Consider the following 18,075-nt stretch of genomic DNA (forward strand, 5'->3'; position numbering starts at 1 on the left):
GGCTGTCGAAGCCGCGGCACCGGCCCCCTCGTCGGACACGCCCCCCTCGGCACCCGTCGCGGCCGCCCCGTCAGCGCCGCCCGCGCCGTCGCTCCCGGCAGACCGTCCGCGTCCGCGCCCGGTGGTGCCGGGCGCACCGCGTCCACGTCCGGTCGCCAGCGCCGGACCGAGCTTTGGCGGCGCGCGCCCGATCGCGTCCGCTGCCCCCGGTGGTGGCCTCTCGCAGGGCCAGCGCCGCGATGATCGTCGCCCGCCCATGCAGGGTGGTGGTGGCGGTGGTGGTGGCGGTGGGCAGCAGAGCACGGGTGCCGCAGCCCAGCAGGGCGGCGGGAACCAGCAGCGTCGCGGCAAGAAGGGCAAGCGCGGGGCCGTGGATCAGGAAGCGGTGACCGCGAACATCTCCAAGACCATGACGGCCCTGCGCGGTGCGCCGCAGCGTGGCCGCCCGGGTCGCCGTTTTGGCGCCGAAATGCGCGCCGAGATCGAGGAGCAGCGCCAGGCCGCCGCCGAGCGCGAGCGGAAGACCGTGCGCGTGAACGAGTTCATCACCGTCTCCGAACTCGCGCAGATCCTCGGCATCTCCGCCACGCAGATCGTCGGCTTTGCCTTCAAGTCGCTCGGCCTGATGGTCACCATCAATCAGCGCCTCGACTTCGACCAGATCGAACTGATCGCCGGCGAATTCGGCTTCCAGGCCGTCAAGGAAAGCGACTACGCCGCCGACCTCCCGGAAGAGCAGACGGAGGACAGCGACGAGGATCTCCGGCCGCGTCCGCCGGTCGTCACCATCATGGGTCACGTCGACCACGGCAAGACGTCGCTCCTCGACTACATCCGCAAGGCCAACGTGGTTGCCGGCGAAGCGGGTGGCATCACGCAGCATATCGGCGCGTACCACGTGCAGATCGGTGGCGGGCGTTCGATCACCTTCCTCGACACGCCGGGTCACGAGGCCTTCACGGCCATGCGTGCGCGCGGTGCGCAGGTCACCGACATCGTCGTGATCGTCATTGCCGCCGACGACCAGGTGATGCCGCAGACCGTGGAAGCGATCTCGCACGCCAAGAGCGCCGGCGTGCCGATCATCATCGCCATCAACAAGGTCGATCTCCCCACGGCGAACATCGCCAAGGTGAAGCAAGACCTGCTGCAGCATGACGTCGTGCTCGAAGAGTTCGGCGGCAGCGTGCTGCATTCGGAGATCTCGGCGAAGAAGGGCACGGGCGTGCCCGAACTGCTCGAACAGATCGCCCTGCAGGCCGACATCCTGGAGCTCACCGCCAATCCGTCGCGTCGCGCGACCGGCTCGGTGGTCGAAGCGCAGCTCGACCAGGGCAAGGGACCCGTGGCCACCGTGCTCGTGCAGAATGGCACGCTGCGCGTCGGCGACGACTACATCTGCGGCATTCACTCGGGGCGCGTGCGCGCGCTCCTCGATGAACGCGGCAAGCAGGTCAAGGAAGCGGGACCGGCGATCCCGGTGCAGATCCTCGGCCTCACCGGCGTACCGATGGCCGGCGATCAGCTCCTCGTCGTGGAAGACGCGACCGCCGCGCGCGAAATCGCGCAGCGTCGTGAGCGCCTCGATCGCGAAGCCAAGAGCCGCCGCACCACGCGTGGCATCGTCTCGCTCGAAGACTTCATGTCGCAGACCGCCGCCGGCCAGAAGCGCCAGCTGCGCCTGCTCATCAAGGCCGACCAGGGCGGTCCGGCGGAAGCGCTGGCCGACGCACTCGGACAGCTGTCGAATCCGGAAGTCCAGGTCGACATCGTGCACCGTGGTGTCGGTGCGATTGCCGAGAGCGACATCCTGCTCGCCAAGGCGTCGGGCGCCATCATCATCGGCTTCCACGTCCGCCCCGACAACAACGCCCGCAATGCCGCCGAGCGCGAAGGCGTGGACATCAAGCTGTATCGCATCATCTACGAGGCGGTCGCCGATGTGAAGGCCGCCCTCGAAGGGATGCTGCGCCCCGAAGAGCGCGAAGTGGTCTTCGGCGAAGCCGAGGTGCGCGAAACGTTCAAGGTCGCGCGCATCGGGACCATCGCCGGTTGCATCGTGCGCTCCGGGATCATCAATCGCCGGGGTCGGGTGCGTGTCATCCGCGACGGCATCGAGATCTACGATGGCGCCCTGGCGTCGCTGCGTCGCTTCAAGGACGACGTCAACGAAGTCAAGGAAGGCTACGAGTGCGGTATCGGCATCGAGAACTTCAACGACGTCAAGATCGGCGACGTGTTCGAGTGCTACCGGACCGAAGAAGTGGCACGTACCCTCGACCAGGCCAATAAGTCCTGAGGAGGGACCATGGGCGAACCGCGGCGTCCTGACCGCGTCGCCGAATCGATTCGCGAACAGGTCGCGACCTTCCTGTCGGAAGGCGCGAAGGATCCGCGAATCCGCGCGTTCGTCACCGTGACCGCGGTTGACGTGACGCGCGACCTTCGGCATGCCAACGTGTTCGTCTCCCTCATGGGAGACGACGCGGATGTAGCAAGCACCATGCAGGGGCTGGCCAGTGTTGCCAGTCACCTGCGCTCGGTCTTGGGCAAAACGCTGCGCCTGCGCTCGGCCCCGGAGATTCACTTCAAGGCCGACGAAAGCGTGGCGCGTGCCTCGCGCATTGAACACCTGCTCGCGCAGATCCGGAATGAACGCGAGCAGCGCGACGCCGACGGTGCACCGGAGTGATCTCCGGGCTTCTCTACGTCGATAAGCCAGCAGGAATCTCGTCGCACGATGTCGTGGGCGTCGTGCGACGGGCCGCCCGATCGCGCCGGGTGGGGCACGCCGGCACGCTGGATCCCTTCGCCACCGGGTTGCTGGTGATCGCAATCGGTCCATGCACGCGTCTCCTGCCGTACATCGTGGGCGAGCCGAAGTGCTACGAGGCCACCATCGCCTTCGGCACCGAGACGGACACCGATGATCGCACCGGTACCGTGGTGCGCACCGCACCGGCGCCCGACGCCGCCGTGCTGCGCGATCCGCAGCACGGCGATCGGCTGGCCGCCGAACAGCAGCTCACCGGCCAGATCGCCCAGGTGCCCCCGGCGTATTCCGCCAAGCATGTTGGCGGCCAGCGGGCCTACGATCTCGCGCGCAAAGGGCGCGAGGTCACGCTCGCACCGGTCATGGTGCACGTGATGGGCTGGGAATGGTGTGGCGCGACCGACAGCACGCTCGAGGTACGGATCACCTGTGGCGGTGGCACCTATATCCGCGCGCTGGCCCGCGACCTCGGGCGGGCGCTCGGCAGCGCGGCCCACTGTCAGGCACTGCGTCGCGTGTCGAGTGGCCCGGCGCATGTGCAGGACGCGGTGCCGTATACCGCGCTCGCGCCAGGGGCCATCGCCGACGGCACCGTCACGCTCCGGTCACCGCTCGAGGCCCTTGGTAGTGTGGCCCGTGAATCGCTGGACGACACGGATCTGATCGACCTGCGGCACGGGCGTCCGGTACGGGCCCGCCACGAGGGAGAGCAGGCCGCGTTTCTGCGCGGCACTGAGGTCATCGGCATGGGGCGGCGCAACGCCGCCGGCCGCTGGCAGCCCACGGTCGTGCTGCTGGGGGCGGAGGAGGCCGCGTCGTGAGCATGCAGATCCTCACCGGTCCGGACACCGAGCGTGGCGTGCAGCACGCGGAGGGCGCCGTCGTCACCGTCGGCACCTTCGACGGCGTGCATCGCGGGCATCATGACATCCTGCGGCGCCTCGTCGATCGGGCCGCCGCCGCATCGCTGCCGAGCGTGGTCATCACCTTCGATCCGCATCCGCTCGATGTCGTGAATCCGGCGGCGGCGCCGCCGCTGCTCACCCTGCTCGACGAGAAGCTCGAGCGCATCGCGGCCGCCGGCGTCTCGTGTGTGGCCGTGCTCCCGTTTACCCCGGCGCTTGCGGCCTACGAAGCCGAGCGCTTCGTGGACGAGATTCTCGTGCGCCGCTTCCGGGTGCACGATCTGCTGGTGGGGTATGACCACGGGTTCGGGCGCGGGCGCATGGGCGATGCCGATGTGCTGCGGGCGCTCGGCGCGGCGCGCGGCTTCTCGGTGTCGGTCCTCGATCCGGTGCACACGCCGGACGGACATGCCATCAGCTCTACGGCCATTCGCCGCGCGGTCGCCGGCGGCGATCTCCATCGCGCCGAACTGGGGCTGGGCCGGCCGTACAGCGTGCAGGGCACCGTCGTCCACGGTGACCAGCGCGGCCGGACCATTGGCTACCCCACGCTCAATCTCAGCCCCGTCCCGGAGCGGAAGCTGCTGCCACCCGACGGGGTCTATGCCGTGCGGGTGACGCTCCCCGAGGGGCGGTTTGGCGGAATGCTCAACCTCGGCCCGCGCCCCACCTTCGGCGACGCCGGGCGTCGGATCGAAACGCACGTCTTCGACGCGTCGCACGACTGGTACGGGGCGCCGGTCCGCCTGGACTTCGTCGCCCGACTTCGGGAAACCCGCCCGTTCAGCGGGCTCGACGCCCTCAAGGCGCAGCTGGCCGACGACGAGCGGCACGCCCGGGCCGCCCTGGCGTAATCGGGCCGGCGGGTGCGGCGTGCAATGGCGGACCCGCCGCTGGCTACCGCAGGCGCCGCTCGACCTCTAAGTTAAGGGGCTTGGCGCACTTCGCGCCGTTTCCCGCGCGTCCCCGGGCGGGGGTCCCTCCCGGGCTCTCCCCACGCGCGTCGACATTCCCCCTGGCCACCGGCGTACGATGGCGAACCTGAAGTACCGCGTCCTGCTTATTGTGGCGCTCTTCGCGGCTTCCGCGTGGGCGCTCTTTCCGCGAACGGTCGTTGAGCGCGTGAAGCGCAACGGCGTCTTCGTGTACGACACCGTGAAGCGCGTGCCGCTCAAGCGCGGCCTCGACCTCCAGGGCGGCATGCACCTGACGCTCGAGGTTGACGAATCCAAGCAGGCGGTGGCCAACAAGAGTGAAGCGCTCGATCGCGCACTCAAGGTCGTGCGTCAGCGCATCGACGAGTTCGGCGTATCCGAACCCGTGGTGCAGAAGGCGGGCGATGAGCGCATCATCGTGGAACTGCCCGGTCTCGATGATCCGCAGCGTGCGCAGGAAGTCGTGCAGAACCAGGCGTTCCTCGAGTTCCAGATCACCGACAAGACGCAGGCGCTCGAGAAGGTGATGTCGCGCTTCGACGACATCGCGAAGCAGCAGGGCCTCGCCGTCGGCACCGATCAGAAGGTGCTCGGCGACAGCGCCAAGCCCACGACCGTCACGTCGCTGCTCACGCAGAAGACGGATACGGCGAAGAAGGATTCCACGAAGGCCGACACGGCGAAGGCCGCCGCCACCACCGGTGGCGACAGCGCGTCCAAGACGCCGGCCGCCACGGGCGGTCTCTTCAGCACGAACGTGCAGCCCGGGCAGCTGCCGGGGCAGTACATCGTGCCCGACAAGGCCTATCCCGCCATCGAGCGCGCCCTCGCGCTGCCGGCCATTCAGGCCGCGATGCCGCCGGGCAAGGTGATGCGCTGGGGCGTCGATTCGCTCGGCACGGCCACGGAAAAGTTCCGCACCCTGTACGTGCTGGATGCGCGCCCGATCATCACCGGTGAAGTGCTGACCGATGCGCGTCCGTCCACCGATCCGGTGGAAGGCAACGTGGTGCAGTTCACGCTGAACAACGAAGGCGCGCGCCGCTTCAAGACGGAGACGGGCAAGCACGTCAAGGACAACATGGCCATCGTGCTCGACCAGCGGGTCGTCACGGCGCCGGTCCTCAACAGCGCGATCGGCCGCAACGGCCAGATCACGCTCGGCGGTGGTACGCTGCAGGCCGCGCAGGACCTCGCCCTGGTCCTCCGCGCCGGTGCGCTCCCGGTCCCGCTCAAGGTCGCCGAAGTGCGGCAGATCGGTGCCAGCCTGGGCCAGGACTCCATCAACAAGGGCGTCCTCGCACTGGGCGTGGCCGTGGCGCTCATCATCGTGATCATGATCGGCTACTACAAGTTTGCCGGTGTGCTCGCGGTAGTCGCCCTGATCATGTACCTCGTGTACACGCTGGCCATGCTCGCCGGCTTCCACGCGGTGCTCACGCTCCCCGGCCTCGCTGGTTTCGTGCTCTCGATCGGTATCGCGGTTGACGCGAACGTGCTGATCTTCGAGCGCATCCGTGAAGAACTCGATCATGGCAAGTCGGTCCGCCTCTCGATCGACGAAGGCTTCCGTCACGCCCTGAGCGCCATCATCGACACGTCGGCGACGACGATCCTGTCAGGCATGGTTCTCTACCAGTACGGCACCGGCCCGGTGCGCGGCTTTGCGGTGACGCTCGTCGCCGGTCTCGTCGCTTCGCTCTTCACGGCCATCTTCGTGACTCGCACTTTCTTCCTGCTCTGGCTCGACCGCTCGCGCGGTACCCAGACGCTGAGCATCTGAGGACCCATGCTGCGTATTTTCCACGACACCAAGTACGAGTTCGTCAAGCACTGGCGCTGGGCGGCTGGGCTGACGATCGCGTTCATTCTCGCCGGCCTCATCACCTTCGGCATCACCGGCGGGGTGAACTACAGCATTGAGTTCACCGGCGGCACGCTCATGCAGGTGCAGTTCAAGACGCCGCCCAACGTGGCCGACGTCCGCGCCACGCTCGATCAGGCCGGTATCACCGGCGCCGAAATCCAGCAGTTCGGTACTGCCACGGACTACACCATCCGGGCGCGCGAAGAGAAGCAGGTGGCCCAGCAGGCGGCGGGCGCGGAAGGCATCTCCAAGGAGATCCAGAGTGCGCTCGACAAGAAGTTCGGCGCCGGCGCCGTGACTGTCGTACGGACCGAGGCGGTCGGCCCCAAGGTCGGCAGCGAGCTCCGCTCGGGCGCGGCCATGGCCATGCTCATCGCCTCCATCTTCACCCTGATCTACCTGGCTATCCGCTTCGACTGGCGCTTCGGCGCGGCCGCGGTGCTCTCGACGGTGCACGACATCCTCGTGACCTTCGCGTTCATCAAGCTGCTGCACATCGAAGTGTCGCTCACCGTCGTCGCGGCCATCCTGACGCTGCTGGGGTATTCGGCCAACGACACGATCATCATCTTCGACCGCGTCCGCGAGAATCTCCGCAAGCCGCATAAGGGGATGACGCTCGGTCAGCTGCTCGACAAGTCCATCAACGAAACGCTGCCGCGCTCGATCATGACGCACGCCACGGTGCTCGCGGCCACGGTCGCGCTGCTCATTCTGGCTGGCGAAGTGATCCGACCGTTTGCGTGGGTCATGACCTTCGGCGTGTTCGTCGCGACGTTCTCGTCGATCTACGTCGCCGGCCCGGTCCTGCTGTGGATCGAGTCGAAGTACCCGCGTGAAGAAGACAGCGCGACCGCCCGTGCCGCGCGCGCGGGGAACGAAGCGGCCGCCGCGGCCAAGCCGAGCGGTGGTCGTCCGGAGCGCCTCGCCACGCGCTGATCGCGTGACCGAGACACCCCTGCCAGGGCACGTGACGGCGTACGCCGACAGTCACGTGCACCTGGCCAGCCCGGCCTTCGCAGATGATGCGGAGGCCGTTGTGCTTCGGGCCCGCGAGGCGGGCGCCGAACTGCTGGTCTGCATCGGCGAGACGCCCGACGCCGCCCTGCGCGCCCGCGCCATCGCGGCGCGCCATCCGGGGTTGGTGGCGCACACCTGTGGCGTGCACCCGCACGAGGCCGCCTCGTGGGATGACGCGCGCGATGCGGCGGCTATTCGCGAGGCCGTGGCATTCGGTGCCGTGGCCGTCGGTGAGTGCGGCCTGGACTATCACTACGACTTCGCGCCCCGCGAGCAGCAGCGGTACGCGTTCGCCGCGCAGCTCGCGCTGGCGGCCGAGCTCCGCCGCCCGATCGTGCTGCATACCCGCGACGCCGAAGCCGACACGGAAGCCTTCCTCCGCGACGCCGAGGCCGCCGGTGTGCGCGGCGTGCTGCACTGCTATACCGGCTCGCTCGCCCTCGCCGAGCGCGGGCTCGCGGCGGGGTGGTTCGTGTCCTTCTCCGGTATCATCACCTTTCGGAACTGGACCGACGAGGCGCTGCTGCGCGCCGTGCCCGATGATCGGCTGATGGTCGAGTCGGATGCGCCCTATCTCGCGCCCGTCCCCTTCCGCGGGAAGCGAAATGAGTCGTCGTGGGTACCACTTACCATCGATCGGCTCGCCACGGCGCGCGGGGTGACCCCCGACGCGCTCGCGGCACAGACCCTCCGCAATACCCGGCACTTCTTTGGGCTCGCTGACGCGGCCCACGCTTGAATCCCAGCCTCCCCGTCATTCACTTCCCCGTATGGCACTCGAAATCCTGCACACCGACCACGCGCCCAAGGCCATCGGCCCCTACGCGCAGGCCATCAAGGCCAACGGCTTCCTCTTCACGGCCGGGCAGATTCCCCTCGATCCCGTGTCGATGGACGTCGTCACGGGCGATGTGGCCGCGCAGACTGAGCAGGTGCTCGCGAATCTGGGCGCCGTGCTCGCCGAAGCCGGCGTGACGTGGAGCGATGTGGTGAAGACGACATGCTTCCTCACCACGATGGATGACTTCGCGGCGTTCAACACCGTGTACGCGCGCGTGCTGGGCGACGCACGACCGGCGCGCTCCACCGTGGCGGTCGCCGGCCTGCCGCGCAACGTGCGCGTGGAAGTCGAACTCGTCGCCGCCCTGCCGGCGCGCTGACGCGTGATTCGGCGATCCCTGCGTGCGTGGTGCCTGGCCGGCGTGGTGCTCATCCCACCCGGTCTGATGGCGCAGGTCGCTCCGCCGACACAGCCGCCGGCCAAGACGCCGGTGCAGCAGCCCCCCGCGCCCAAACCCGCGGCCCCCAAACCGGCCGCGCGTCAGGATTCCTCGGTGGTGCGTCGCCGGCCGGCTGCCATCGCGGCCCGCCCGCAGGCACCGCTCTCGCCCAAGCGCGCGTTTCTGACGTCGGCCGCGCTCCCTGGCCTCGGACAGTCCAAGCTCGACCGCGGGTCGTCGGGCGCGCTCTTCGCCGCCGTTGAACTGGCCGCCGTCGTGATGCTCCGCCGCAGCAACGCGGATTATCACGAGGCGAAGCGCTTTCAGCTCGATACGATTCCGACGGACTTCGCGATCGGGAGCAACGGCAAGCCCGTGAAGCTGGGCTCCACGGCCACCGGCTATACCGCCGATCTCGTACGCACGCGGCGACTGCATCGCGAAGACTGGATCGCCGTCATCGCGTTCAACCACCTGTTCTCGGGGGCCGACGCGTTCGTCGCCGCGCAGCTGTGGGATATGCCGGTGCAGATGAGCGCGGTGCCAACCGCGCGCGGTGCCGCGGTGGTCGCTACGCTGCGGTTCTGAGTGGCCGCCCGGCCCGAGCGAAACGGTCATGTCTGACGCCCCCATTGGCATCTTCGACTCCGGTCTCGGCGGCCTGACGGTCGTTCGCGCCATTCAGCGTCGCCTGCCGAACGAGTCGCTCGTCTACGTCGGCGATACCGCGCGCGTCCCGTACGGGCCCAAGAGCCCGGACACGGTGCGTCGCTATGCCGTCCAGATCAGTGAATGGCTGGTGGAGCAGGGGGTGAAGCTGGTCGTGGTGGCGTGCAACACGGCCACCGCGCACGCGCTCACGCTGTTGCAGGATCTGCTCCCCGTGCCGGTCATCGGCGTGATTGCGCCGGGTGCGCGCGCGGCCGTGGAGGCGGCGCCGGCGGGGGTGATCGGTGTGATCGGTACCGCCGGCACCATTCGATCGGGCGCGTACGAGCGGGCCATCCACGCGATCGATCCCGCGCGCGTCGTGCACGCCATGGCGTGTCCGCTCCTCGTGCCGTTGGTCGAAGAAGGGTGGATCGACCACGATGCCACCCGTCTGGTGGTGCGCGAGTACCTGACGCCGCTCGCCGCCGCCGGCATGGGCGCGCTGGTGCTGGGATGCACGCACTATCCGTTGCTGCGCGACGTGCTGGCGCAGGCAGTCGGACCCGACGTCGTGCTCATCGACAGCGCCGAGGAGACGGCCGCCGCCGTGGACCGCGAGCTCGCGGCGCGAACGATGGCCGCCACGGGCGCCGAACCGGCCGCGCTGCGCGTCATCGCCTCCGACGCGCCGCAGCACTTCCGTGCCCTAGCGGCCCGCTTCCTCGACCGGCCGCTCGAGGCGGTCGAGCACGTCGTCTTTACCTGAGCCGGTGTACGCCACGCGCTCGATCGCTGCGTCGGTGATCCGCAGGTACTGCTGATCGAGGTACCACGCGCCCGCGTTGCCGTACACCCCGCGCCCCGCCCGAACGAGCATGGGCACGTGCGAATGCCCATGCATCACGAGCGAGGGGCCGGCGGGCGCGGTGAGCGCCTGCGTGCCAACCGCCAAGAGCCCGGCGCCGCCATCGCGCGCGCGCCCCTTGCGACTCGTTTTCGAGGATGCCATCGCGAGCCGGGTCGCCAGCGTCGGATGCAGGTAGGAGTACGCCCGAATGGCGAGCGGATGCCGCAGCACCGTCCGCAGTCGGCGATACGGCGCGTCCTCGACCTCGCGAAGGCCGTCTCCGTGCGCCAGAAGGGCCTGCCACGGCCCGATCGCCCCCCGCCACGGCTCCAGGGTGTACTCCACCCCCGTCTCGGCCATCAGCGCGTCGCCGCCCCAGCAATCGTGGTTGCCGCCGATCCACAGTACGGGCAGCCCCGCATCACGTAGCGAGGCCAGCTCGGCCAGCACCCGATACCCGACGCGCGGCATGGCGTACTGCCAGGCGAACCAGAAGTCGAACAGGTCGCCCATGATCACCAGCGAGCGCGACGTCTCCGGCAGCGACCGCAGCAGCTGCCGCAGCGAGCGCTCGGCATCGACCGACGCCACGCCAAGGTGGACGTCGCCGATCACGGTACAGGGCGTGGGAAGCACGCAGGCAGTCTAATCCGTGGCGTCCGGGCCCACAAACCGCAGCCCGTCGCACGCTTGGCGTGGCCCCCGGCGGCGGGCATCTTCCCGGGCATGTCTGAGACACCCGCCGCCAACGAAACCATCTCCGAACTGCGTGTCCGGTACGCCGAGACCGATCAGATGGGGGTGGTCTACCACGCCAATTATCTCGTCTGGTGCGAGATCGGTCGCACCGACTACATCCGGCGCGCCGGCCGATCCTATGCGGACCTGGAGCGCGACGGGGTGCGGCTCGCCGTCTCCGATGCGTCGATGCGTTTCCATGCGTCGGCGCGCTACGATGATCCCATCCGGGTGCACACGACGCTGGTGGAGGTTGGTTCACGCGGAATGCGCTTCGACTATCGCATCGTGCGGGCGGATACGAACGCGCTGCTGGTGTCCGCCAGCACCGCGCTCGTGTCGATCAATGCGGCGGGGCGATTGACGGCGCTGCCGCCCGAGGTCCGCGGCTGGCTCACCCGGGCGATGGCGGGCGAATGCTGACCCGTGCCGCTGGCTGGCGGGCGCACCGGGGCCGCGCCGGGCTCGCGCCGATGCTGGCGCTGAGCCTCGCGGCGAACCTCGCCGCCTGTGGGCGCCCGGCGCGCCAGGCGGCACCGACCCCGTTCGATGTCGACCTCGAGGCGCGCCTGCTGGCAACGACCGATCAGCGCGTGGTCGACACCGTCGTGCTCGACGCCGCGCTGCGCAGCGCCCATCCGGCCACGCGTGCCCGCGCGGTGCTTGCCATCGGTCAGCTCAAGGCGCGCGGGCGCTATCCGCAGCTGCGCGACCGCTTGCTCGATGGCGATACTGCCATCGCCGCCAATGCCGCGTACGCCATCGGGATCGCGCACGACACGGGAAGTGTGCTCGCGCTGGCGCGCGCGTTGGGGGGTGCCCCCGATGCGGTCGCTCGCGAGGCCGCCTGGGCCCTCGGCGAGATTGGCGAACCCGCGCGCACCGTGCTGGCCGTGGCCCTTGGCGACCGGCTCGCGAATCCCGTGCGCGAGAGCCCATTGGCGCTCCGTGAGCCGCCCGTCCGCGCGGCCGCAGTCCTGGCGCTCGTCAAGCTGCGACCGGTACCGGCCACGGTGCTCGTCCCATGGGTGGCGGATCCGGCCCCCGAGGTCGCGCGGGCGGCGGCCTACGTTGTCGGACGCGCCCGTGTCGCGGGGGCCGTGCGCGCGGTGCTTCCGTTGCAGCAGTCGGCCGACGAGGAGACGCGGCAGCACGTGGCGCGCGCGCTCACGCGTGCGGTGGTGGGCGATTCGCTGAGTGACGCGGCGCGGCGTGCGTTGAGTGCGCTGGTGCGCGACGCCAGTGAGCGCGTGCGCATCAACGCGGTGCGCAGCCTCGAAACGTTCGGCCCAGCGGTCGCGGCGCAGGTCATGCCCCTCATGCGGGATCCCGTCGGCAATGTGCGCGTGGCCACCAGCGAAGCACTTGGCGAGGTGCTCGGCCGCGACACCGCCCAGTGGCGCGCGGCCTGGGATGCCGACACCGCGCTCACCGTGCGACGTACGCTGCTGGCGCAGGCTCGTCGCCTCGGCGTGCCGTTGGCCCCCGGCATCGAACGGGAGTGGGCCACGCGCACGGACTGGCAATATCGCGTGGCCGCGTTGGGCGAAGGCGCCGCGAATGCGCCGCGCGATACCACGCTGGCTCGCCAATTGGTCACCGATCGCGACGGGCGCGTGCAACGCGCCGCGCGGCAACGGCTGGGTATTCGCGACACCACCGCGCGGCGCAGCCGCACCGCGCCGCCCCCGGCGCGGCCGTTGGCCGACTACGCGCGACTCGTGCGCCAATGGGTCGTCCCCGGTGCCGCGCAGCCGCGTGCCGTGATCGAGACCGACCGGGGACGCGTCGTCGTCGAGCTCGCCGCCCGTGAAGCGCCGCTCGTGGTCGAAGCCTTCGTGCGGCTGGCGCGGACCGGCGTGTATCGGAACACGACCTTCCATCGCGTGGTACCCAACTTTGTCGTGCAGGATGGCGATGCCAGTGGGGACGGAAGCGGCGACGCCGGTTTCTCGTTGCGTGAGAGTTGGACGCGGCTACGCCACGGTCGCGGATGTCTCGGCCTCGCGACCTCGGGGCCCGACACCGGCGGGAGTCAGTATTACCTGTGCCATGCGCCGCAGCCGCATCTCGACGGCGCCTACACCGTGTTCGGCCACGTGCTGGAGGGCTTCGACGTCATGGACCGCATCGTACAGGGTGATCGCATGTTGCGGATCACCATCCCATGAACGCGCGACTGGCGCCTCTGGCGGCTCTGGCGGCGATGCTGATCGCGGCTTGTGCGCCGGCGGCCCGACGGCTCGACGGCACCCCGACGCGCGCGGTGTTTCCGCCCGCGGTGCTCTCCGCGCGTCCTACGGTCCTGCGCTTCACGTGGAGCTACAAGGACGAAACGTTCGAAGCCACCGGTGATGGCGCCGTGCGCGTGCAGGGCCCCGATCATGCGCGCCTCGACTTCTTCCTGCGCAACGGGATGGCGGGCGGCTACGCCATCCTCATTGGCGATTCGCTCCACATTCCGGGCATCGACCTGGTGAAGCGACTGTTGCCACCGGTCCCGCTGCTGTGGGCGTCGCTCGGGCGGCTGGCATTGCCCGCGACCCCCGATACCGTCGCACGGATGCGCGGGGATTCCCTCTGGGCCGATCTCGGTCGCCTGCGGGGCGCCGATGCCAGCAAGGCCGATGGCCGGGCGTGGCGCGTCGGCTTCAGCGGCGTGCGGCTCGCGCGGGTCGAGCGCATCGAAAGCGGCCGCCTGGTGGAGTGGATGAGCCGTGGTCGCACCGGCGACGGCCCGCTGCAGTTGCAGTATGTTAACGAGCAAGGCAAGCGACGCCTGTCGATTGCCGTGACCGACTCTTCGTTTGTCGAGAAATTTGATGACGCCATCTGGCGCCGCCCCTGATCGCGATGGTGACGCGTCGGTCCGACGACTGACGCGTCGCGACGCGTTGGCGCTGAGCGCTTCGCTCGGCGCCGCCGTGCTGCTCTCCGCCTGCTACGGATTCTCGGGAGGCGGTGGGCTCCCCAAGAATCTCAAGACGGTGGCCATCGAGCCGTTTGACAACGAGACGGCGTCCCCGGAACTCCAGAAGGAGCTCTTCGACGCCCTGCGCAAGACGCTGCACGATCGGCTCAACCTGCGCGAAGCGCCGCTGGCGAAGGCCGACCTTGTGGTGACCGGCAGCATTCTGAAGTACGACGTCGACATCCCGGCGGGCGTCTCGGCGGATTCACGCCAGACGACGTCCACGCGCCGACGGCTGCAGCTCGTGATTGACATCGAGATCATCGAGCAGAAGACCAGCCGCAGCCTGCTCAAGAAGGCCGGCCTCTCGCGCGAAGGGCAGTACGCCGAAGGCGGTGAGGTGACCGGCCGCCGCAACGCCATCGAAAGTCTCATGGCCGATATCGTGGACGGAGTGCAGTCGCAGTGGTGACGCGCGAAGCGCCCCGTCGCCCGGTGGCCAAGGTGATGCGCCTCGAGGAGGCGGTGAGCTGGCGCGCCGGCGTGCGCGGCGCCGTCGTCTTCACCAACGGCGTGTTTGATCTGCTCCATCCCGGCCACATCGAAGTGCTCGACATGGCGCGACGGGAAGGCGCGGCGCTCATCGTGGGCGTCAACAGTGACGCCTCCGTCCAGCGGCTCAAGGGGCCGACGCGTCCCGTGCGCACCACCGCCGAGCGGGCGTTGGTGCTCGCCGGGCTCGAAAGCGTCGATGCGGTCGTGGTCTTCGAAGAGGATACGCCCATCGAGCTCGTGAAGGCGCTTGAGCCCGATGTCATCGTGAAGGGCGGCGACTACTCGCCGGCCACGATCGTCGGCGCCGACGTGGTCACCGCGCGCGGCGGTCGCGTCGTCGTCGTCCCGCTCGTGCCCGGCCAATCCACCACCTCCATCATCGAGAAACTTCGTGGCTGATGCCTCTGACAATGCGCTCGTGAACGTCTACCTCCCGCGCGTGGGGCGCGCGAATGACGCCTTGCGGGAGATTTCGCTCGAGAAGGGGGCCGTCCCCTACGCCGAGGGCTCCTGTCTGATCGCGTTCGGCAACACGCGCGTGCTCTGCTCGGCGAGCGTCGAGACTGGCGTGCCGGGCTGGAAGAAGGGCAGTGGGGAAGGGTGGGTCACCGCCGAGTATGCGATGCTGCCGCGCGCCACGCGCACGCGCGTGTCGCGCGAACGCTCGCAGATTGGTGGGCGCACGCAGGAGATCCAGCGGCTGATCGGCCGCAGCGTACGCGCGATGCTCGATGATTTCCGCTTCGGCGAGTTCACGGTGAAGGTTGACTGCGACGTGTTGCAGGCCGACGGCGGGACGCGCACCGCCTCGATCACCGGCGCGTGTGTGGCCGTGGAGGAGGCGTTCGCGTGGATGGTGCAGAGCGGTCGTATTCCGGCATCGCCCGTGCGCCGTCGCGTGGCGGCGATCAGCGTCGGGATCGTCGACGGTGAACCGCGGCTCGATCTCGACTACGACGAGGACGTGCGCGCCGGCGTGGACATGAACGTCGTCATGAGCAGCGAAGGACGTTTCGTGGAGGTGCAGGGGACCGGTGAGCATGGCACCTTCGCGCGCGAGGAGCTTGATGCCTTGCTGGGCCTCGCGGTCAGCGGGATTCGCGAACTCGATGCGTGGCAGCGCCGCGCCCTCGGCGTCTGAGGCGAACGATCGCCGTGACGGATGTCGTGCTGGCGACGCGCAGTGCCGGGAAGCTGCGCGAGTTGCTGCCGCTGTTGGCCGAGGCCGGCTGTGTCGGACGCACACTCGAGGACCTCGGGCTCCCGGAATCGGACGCCGAGGAGGCGCTCGAGGTGCACGACACGTTCGAGGCGAACGCGTTGGCCAAGGCGCGGTATTTCGCCGCGCTGACGGGGCTGGTCGTGCTGGCGGACGACTCCGGTTTGGCGGTGGACGCGCTCGATGGGCGTCCGGGGGTCCGCAGCAAGCGGTGGTCGGGGCGCGCGGATCTGCATGGCACCGCACTCGACGCCGAGAACAACCGGTTTCTGCAGGTGGCGCTCAGCGAGGCGGCGCGCTTCGGTCGGGAGGAGCGGACCGCACGCTACGTGTGTGCCGCCGCGGGGGTGGGCCCGGGCGGGTCGCTGGTGGTGCGAGGGGAGACGTGCGGGGTGTTGTTGACGGCCCCCCGGGGCGCCGGCGGGTTCGGCTACGACCCGTATTTCCTGTCGGATGATCTCGGGCAGACGTTCGCCGAGGTGGAGCGGGACGCGAAGGCGGCGGTGAGTCACCGCGGGCGGGCGTTTCGCGGCTTATTGGCGCGCGTGCACGAGTTTGCTTCCCCCCGTTGACCCCGAGGCTTGCTCGCGATAACATACGCGGCCGCTGATCTGCGGGGCGTAGCGTAGCCCGGTATCGCGCCTGCTTTGGGAGCAGGAGGTCGCCGGTTCGAATCCGGCCGCCCCGATCCTGTAGGACGGTGAGTGGTACCAGCAGGTACAGCGTGTCAGGGCCCGCAAGGGTGATCAACGAGGTGGTAGGCGCCAGTAGCTCAGATGGATAGAGCGGCAGCCTTCTAAGCTGTTGGTCGGGGGTTCGAATCCCTCCTGGCGCGTGGATGCATCGCTCGGTACGGGCGGCGCATCACCAGCGACCCCGCTTGTCGGGAATCGCACCCTTAGCTCAATGGTAGAGCAGCTGACTCTTAATCAGTAGGTTCTAGGTTCGAGTCCTAGAGGGTGCACTGGAGTGGCAGGAAACACGTGGCGCGGTCTCGGCGCTGCGGAGTGCGAAAAAGATGAAACAGACCCCTTGAACTTCATCTCGCGCTCGGTTACATATCGGGACTCCGGCAAATCGCGGGCCGGACGGTATCGCAACACAGCACAGTCGCGCTGGGGTTGCCGCAGGGCAGGTGAAGTTCGTAAGGCTGGTGTGGTTGGTGTGGGTCTCGCGGGTGGCGTCAGTCGCCCTGAGTTGCTCCCTCAACGCTCTCCCTTTTCGGATCTGCTTCAAGCGATCGGGTTCAAGTCCCGATAGATGCCATCGACAGCGTTCGCGCTGTCCGAAACCGCGACGGCAGGGTCTCCCTGGCCGTCGTTTGCGTTTCTGCGCTGTTTGACAACTGATGGTGAGATCGACGGATTGTGCGGGGCGGTGTCTATGACCTGCGGCTGATCAGGGCTGCAGCGAGACATCAACCTGAATTTCTGTGATTCCACGCTCGAGGTCTTCGGACTTCGCGTGGGAGAGCCTATCAAAAGGCTCCAAGGGTTTTAAAGACTATTGGAGAGTTTGATCCTGGCTCAGGACGAACGCTGGCGGCGTGCTTAACACATGCAAGTCACGGGGGCCCGCAAGGGTAACCGGCGAACGGGTGCGTAACACGTGAGCAATCTGCCGTCCACTGGGGGATAGCCGGCCCAACGGCCGGGTAATACCGCATACGCTTGCCGGGTGGCATCACTTGGCAAGGAAACCTCCGGGGGTGGACGAGGAGCTCGCGGCCTATCAGCTAGTTGGTGGGGTCACGGCCCACCAAGGCGATGACGGGTAGCTGGTCTGAGAGGATGGCCAGCCACATTGGGACTGAGATACGGCCCAGACTCCTACGGGAGGCAGCAGTGGGGAATATTGCGCAATGGCCGCAAGGCTGACGCAGCGACGCCGCGTGGGGGATGAAGCATTTCGGTGTGTAAACCCCTGTTGCCCGGGACGAACCTCCCCTTTCGAGGGGACTGACGGTACCGGGTGAGGAAGCACCGGCTAACTCCGTGCCAGCAGCCGCGGTAATACGGAGGGTGCGAGCGTTGTCCGGAATCACTGGGCGTAAAGGGCGCGTAGGCGGTGACTTAAGCGTGTGGTGAAAGCCCGGGGCTCAACCCCGGGTCGGCCGTGCGAACTGGGTCACTCGAGCACTGTAGAGGCAGGTGGAATTCCGGGTGTAGCGGTGGAATGCGTAGAGATCCGGAAGAACACCAGTGGCGAAGGCGGCCTGCTGGGCAGTAGCTGACGCTGAGGCGCGACAGCGTGGGGAGCAAACAGGATTAGATACCCTGGTAGTCCACGCCGTAAACGATGGGCACTAGGTGCTTGGGGGAACGACCCCCCGAGTGCCGGCGCTAACGCATTAAGTGCCCCGCCTGGGGAGTACGGCCGCAAGGCTGAAACTCAAAGGAATTGACGGGGGCCCGCACAAGCGGTGGAGCATGTG

General features: G+C 68.5%; 18 protein-coding genes, 3 tRNA genes and 1 rRNA gene. 21 read left to right on the forward strand and 1 reads right to left on the reverse strand.

The annotated features are described in order from the left end of the window. The 10 genes from infB to murI form a co-directional block, all read left to right on the forward strand. A partial coding sequence (gene infB, locus K2R93_21275; GenBank protein MBY0492384.1) for a translation initiation factor IF-2 occupies positions 1 to 2,299 on the forward strand: 2,299 nt, incomplete at its 5' end. 9 nt (positions 2,300 to 2,308) lie between these two features. Then, on the forward strand, positions 2,309 to 2,692 hold the full coding sequence (gene rbfA, locus K2R93_21280) for a 30S ribosome-binding factor RbfA (protein MBY0492385.1): 384 nt from the start codon (positions 2,309 to 2,311) through the stop codon (positions 2,690 to 2,692). Further along, positions 2,689 to 3,594 (forward strand): tRNA pseudouridine(55) synthase TruB, encoded by a 906-nt coding sequence (gene truB, locus K2R93_21285; protein ID MBY0492386.1) that lies wholly within the window; start codon positions 2,689 to 2,691, stop codon positions 3,592 to 3,594. Before rbfA ends, truB begins: the two co-directional genes overlap by 4 nt. Next, positions 3,591 to 4,532 (forward strand): bifunctional riboflavin kinase/FAD synthetase, encoded by a 942-nt coding sequence (locus tag K2R93_21290; protein ID MBY0492387.1) that lies wholly within the window; start codon positions 3,591 to 3,593, stop codon positions 4,530 to 4,532. The genes truB and K2R93_21290 overlap by 4 nt, the downstream gene beginning before the upstream one ends. Before the next feature lie 178 nt (positions 4,533 to 4,710). Beyond that, entirely contained in the window at positions 4,711 to 6,396 is a 1,686-nt protein-coding gene (gene secD / locus K2R93_21295; protein MBY0492388.1) for a protein translocase subunit SecD, read from the forward strand. A 6-nt stretch (positions 6,397 to 6,402) separates the two neighbouring features. Beyond that, positions 6,403 to 7,419 carry a protein translocase subunit SecF gene (gene secF / locus K2R93_21300; GenBank protein MBY0492389.1) on the forward strand — a complete coding sequence of 339 codons (1,017 nt, stop codon included), beginning with the start codon at positions 6,403 to 6,405 and terminating at the stop codon, positions 7,417 to 7,419. A 4-nt stretch (positions 7,420 to 7,423) separates the two neighbouring features. After that, a complete protein-coding gene (locus K2R93_21305; GenBank protein MBY0492390.1) occupies positions 7,424 to 8,239 on the forward strand; it encodes a TatD family hydrolase in 816 nt (271 codons plus the stop codon). Between the two features lie 31 nt (positions 8,240 to 8,270). Next, positions 8,271 to 8,660, forward strand: coding sequence for a RidA family protein (locus tag K2R93_21310; GenBank protein ID MBY0492391.1), 390 nt, complete (start codon positions 8,271 to 8,273; stop codon positions 8,658 to 8,660). Between the two features lie 3 nt (positions 8,661 to 8,663). Then, positions 8,664 to 9,308: a hypothetical protein gene (locus K2R93_21315; protein MBY0492392.1), complete on the forward strand. Its 645-nt coding sequence runs from the start codon at positions 8,664 to 8,666 to the stop codon at positions 9,306 to 9,308. A gap of 28 nt (positions 9,309 to 9,336) precedes the next feature. Next, entirely contained in the window at positions 9,337 to 10,137 is an 801-nt protein-coding gene (gene murI, locus K2R93_21320; protein MBY0492393.1) for a glutamate racemase, read from the forward strand. On the opposite strand, the gene K2R93_21325 is transcribed toward murI, so the two are convergent. Continuing rightward, on the reverse strand, positions 10,078 to 10,854 hold the full coding sequence (locus K2R93_21325; protein MBY0492394.1) for a UDP-2,3-diacylglucosamine diphosphatase: 777 nt from the start codon (positions 10,852 to 10,854) through the stop codon (positions 10,078 to 10,080). The two genes, murI and K2R93_21325, sit on opposite strands and share 60 nt — an antisense overlap. Before the next feature lie 90 nt (positions 10,855 to 10,944). Between K2R93_21325 and K2R93_21330 the strand changes: the two genes are divergently transcribed. From K2R93_21330 to K2R93_21380, 11 genes are all read left to right on the forward strand, one after another. Then, the gene (locus K2R93_21330; protein ID MBY0492395.1) at positions 10,945 to 11,379 is read left to right on the forward strand and encodes an acyl-CoA thioesterase; all 435 of its coding nucleotides are present in this window, start codon (positions 10,945 to 10,947) and stop codon (positions 11,377 to 11,379) included. After that, positions 11,373 to 13,127 carry a peptidylprolyl isomerase gene (locus tag K2R93_21335; protein MBY0492396.1) on the forward strand — a complete coding sequence of 585 codons (1,755 nt, stop codon included), beginning with the start codon at positions 11,373 to 11,375 and terminating at the stop codon, positions 13,125 to 13,127. Before K2R93_21330 ends, K2R93_21335 begins: the two co-directional genes overlap by 7 nt. Beyond that, the gene (locus K2R93_21340) at positions 13,124 to 13,804 is read left to right on the forward strand and encodes a hypothetical protein (GenBank protein ID MBY0492397.1); all 681 of its coding nucleotides are present in this window, start codon (positions 13,124 to 13,126) and stop codon (positions 13,802 to 13,804) included. The genes K2R93_21335 and K2R93_21340 overlap by 4 nt, the downstream gene beginning before the upstream one ends. Continuing rightward, positions 13,779 to 14,339: a hypothetical protein gene (locus K2R93_21345; GenBank protein ID MBY0492398.1), complete on the forward strand. Its 561-nt coding sequence runs from the start codon at positions 13,779 to 13,781 to the stop codon at positions 14,337 to 14,339. Before K2R93_21340 ends, K2R93_21345 begins: the two co-directional genes overlap by 26 nt. After that, entirely contained in the window at positions 14,333 to 14,821 is a 489-nt protein-coding gene (gene rfaE2, locus K2R93_21350) for a D-glycero-beta-D-manno-heptose 1-phosphate adenylyltransferase (GenBank protein ID MBY0492399.1), read from the forward strand. The genes K2R93_21345 and rfaE2 overlap by 7 nt, the downstream gene beginning before the upstream one ends. Positions 14,822 to 14,861: 40 nt before the next feature. Further along, entirely contained in the window at positions 14,862 to 15,563 is a 702-nt protein-coding gene (gene rph, locus K2R93_21355; protein ID MBY0492400.1) for a ribonuclease PH, read from the forward strand. Between the two features lie 14 nt (positions 15,564 to 15,577). Then, a complete protein-coding gene (locus tag K2R93_21360) occupies positions 15,578 to 16,213 on the forward strand; it encodes a non-canonical purine NTP pyrophosphatase (protein ID MBY0492401.1) in 636 nt (211 codons plus the stop codon). 42 nt (positions 16,214 to 16,255) lie between these two features. Further along, positions 16,256 to 16,329, forward strand: a tRNA-Pro gene (locus K2R93_21365). A gap of 73 nt (positions 16,330 to 16,402) precedes the next feature. Continuing rightward, positions 16,403 to 16,476 (forward strand) — tRNA-Arg (locus K2R93_21370). A 57-nt stretch (positions 16,477 to 16,533) separates the two neighbouring features. Then, positions 16,534 to 16,605, forward strand: a tRNA-Lys gene (locus K2R93_21375). Between the two features lie 539 nt (positions 16,606 to 17,144). After that, a 16S ribosomal RNA gene (locus K2R93_21380) occupies positions 17,145 to 18,075 on the forward strand; the annotation flags it as partial.

The organism is Gemmatimonadaceae bacterium, assembly GCA_019752115.1.
Lineage (GTDB): Bacteria > Gemmatimonadota > Gemmatimonadetes > Gemmatimonadales > Gemmatimonadaceae > Gemmatimonas.

Coding starts and splice junctions, on each gene's coding strand:
- rbfA (MBY0492385.1), top strand. CDS start 2,309: ATGGGCGAACCGCGGCGTCCTGACCGCGTCGCCGAATCGATTCGCGAA.
- secD (MBY0492388.1), top strand. CDS start 4,711: ATGGCGAACCTGAAGTACCGCGTCCTGCTTATTGTGGCGCTCTTCGCG.
- secF (MBY0492389.1), top strand. CDS start 6,403: ATGCTGCGTATTTTCCACGACACCAAGTACGAGTTCGTCAAGCACTGG.
- K2R93_21310 (MBY0492391.1), top strand. CDS start 8,271: ATGGCACTCGAAATCCTGCACACCGACCACGCGCCCAAGGCCATCGGC.
- murI (MBY0492393.1), top strand. CDS start 9,337: ATGTCTGACGCCCCCATTGGCATCTTCGACTCCGGTCTCGGCGGCCTG.
- K2R93_21330 (MBY0492395.1), top strand. CDS start 10,945: ATGTCTGAGACACCCGCCGCCAACGAAACCATCTCCGAACTGCGTGTC.
- K2R93_21335 (MBY0492396.1), top strand. CDS start 11,373: ATGCTGACCCGTGCCGCTGGCTGGCGGGCGCACCGGGGCCGCGCCGGG.
- K2R93_21340 (MBY0492397.1), top strand. CDS start 13,124: ATGAACGCGCGACTGGCGCCTCTGGCGGCTCTGGCGGCGATGCTGATC.
- K2R93_21345 (MBY0492398.1), top strand. CDS start 13,779: ATGACGCCATCTGGCGCCGCCCCTGATCGCGATGGTGACGCGTCGGTC.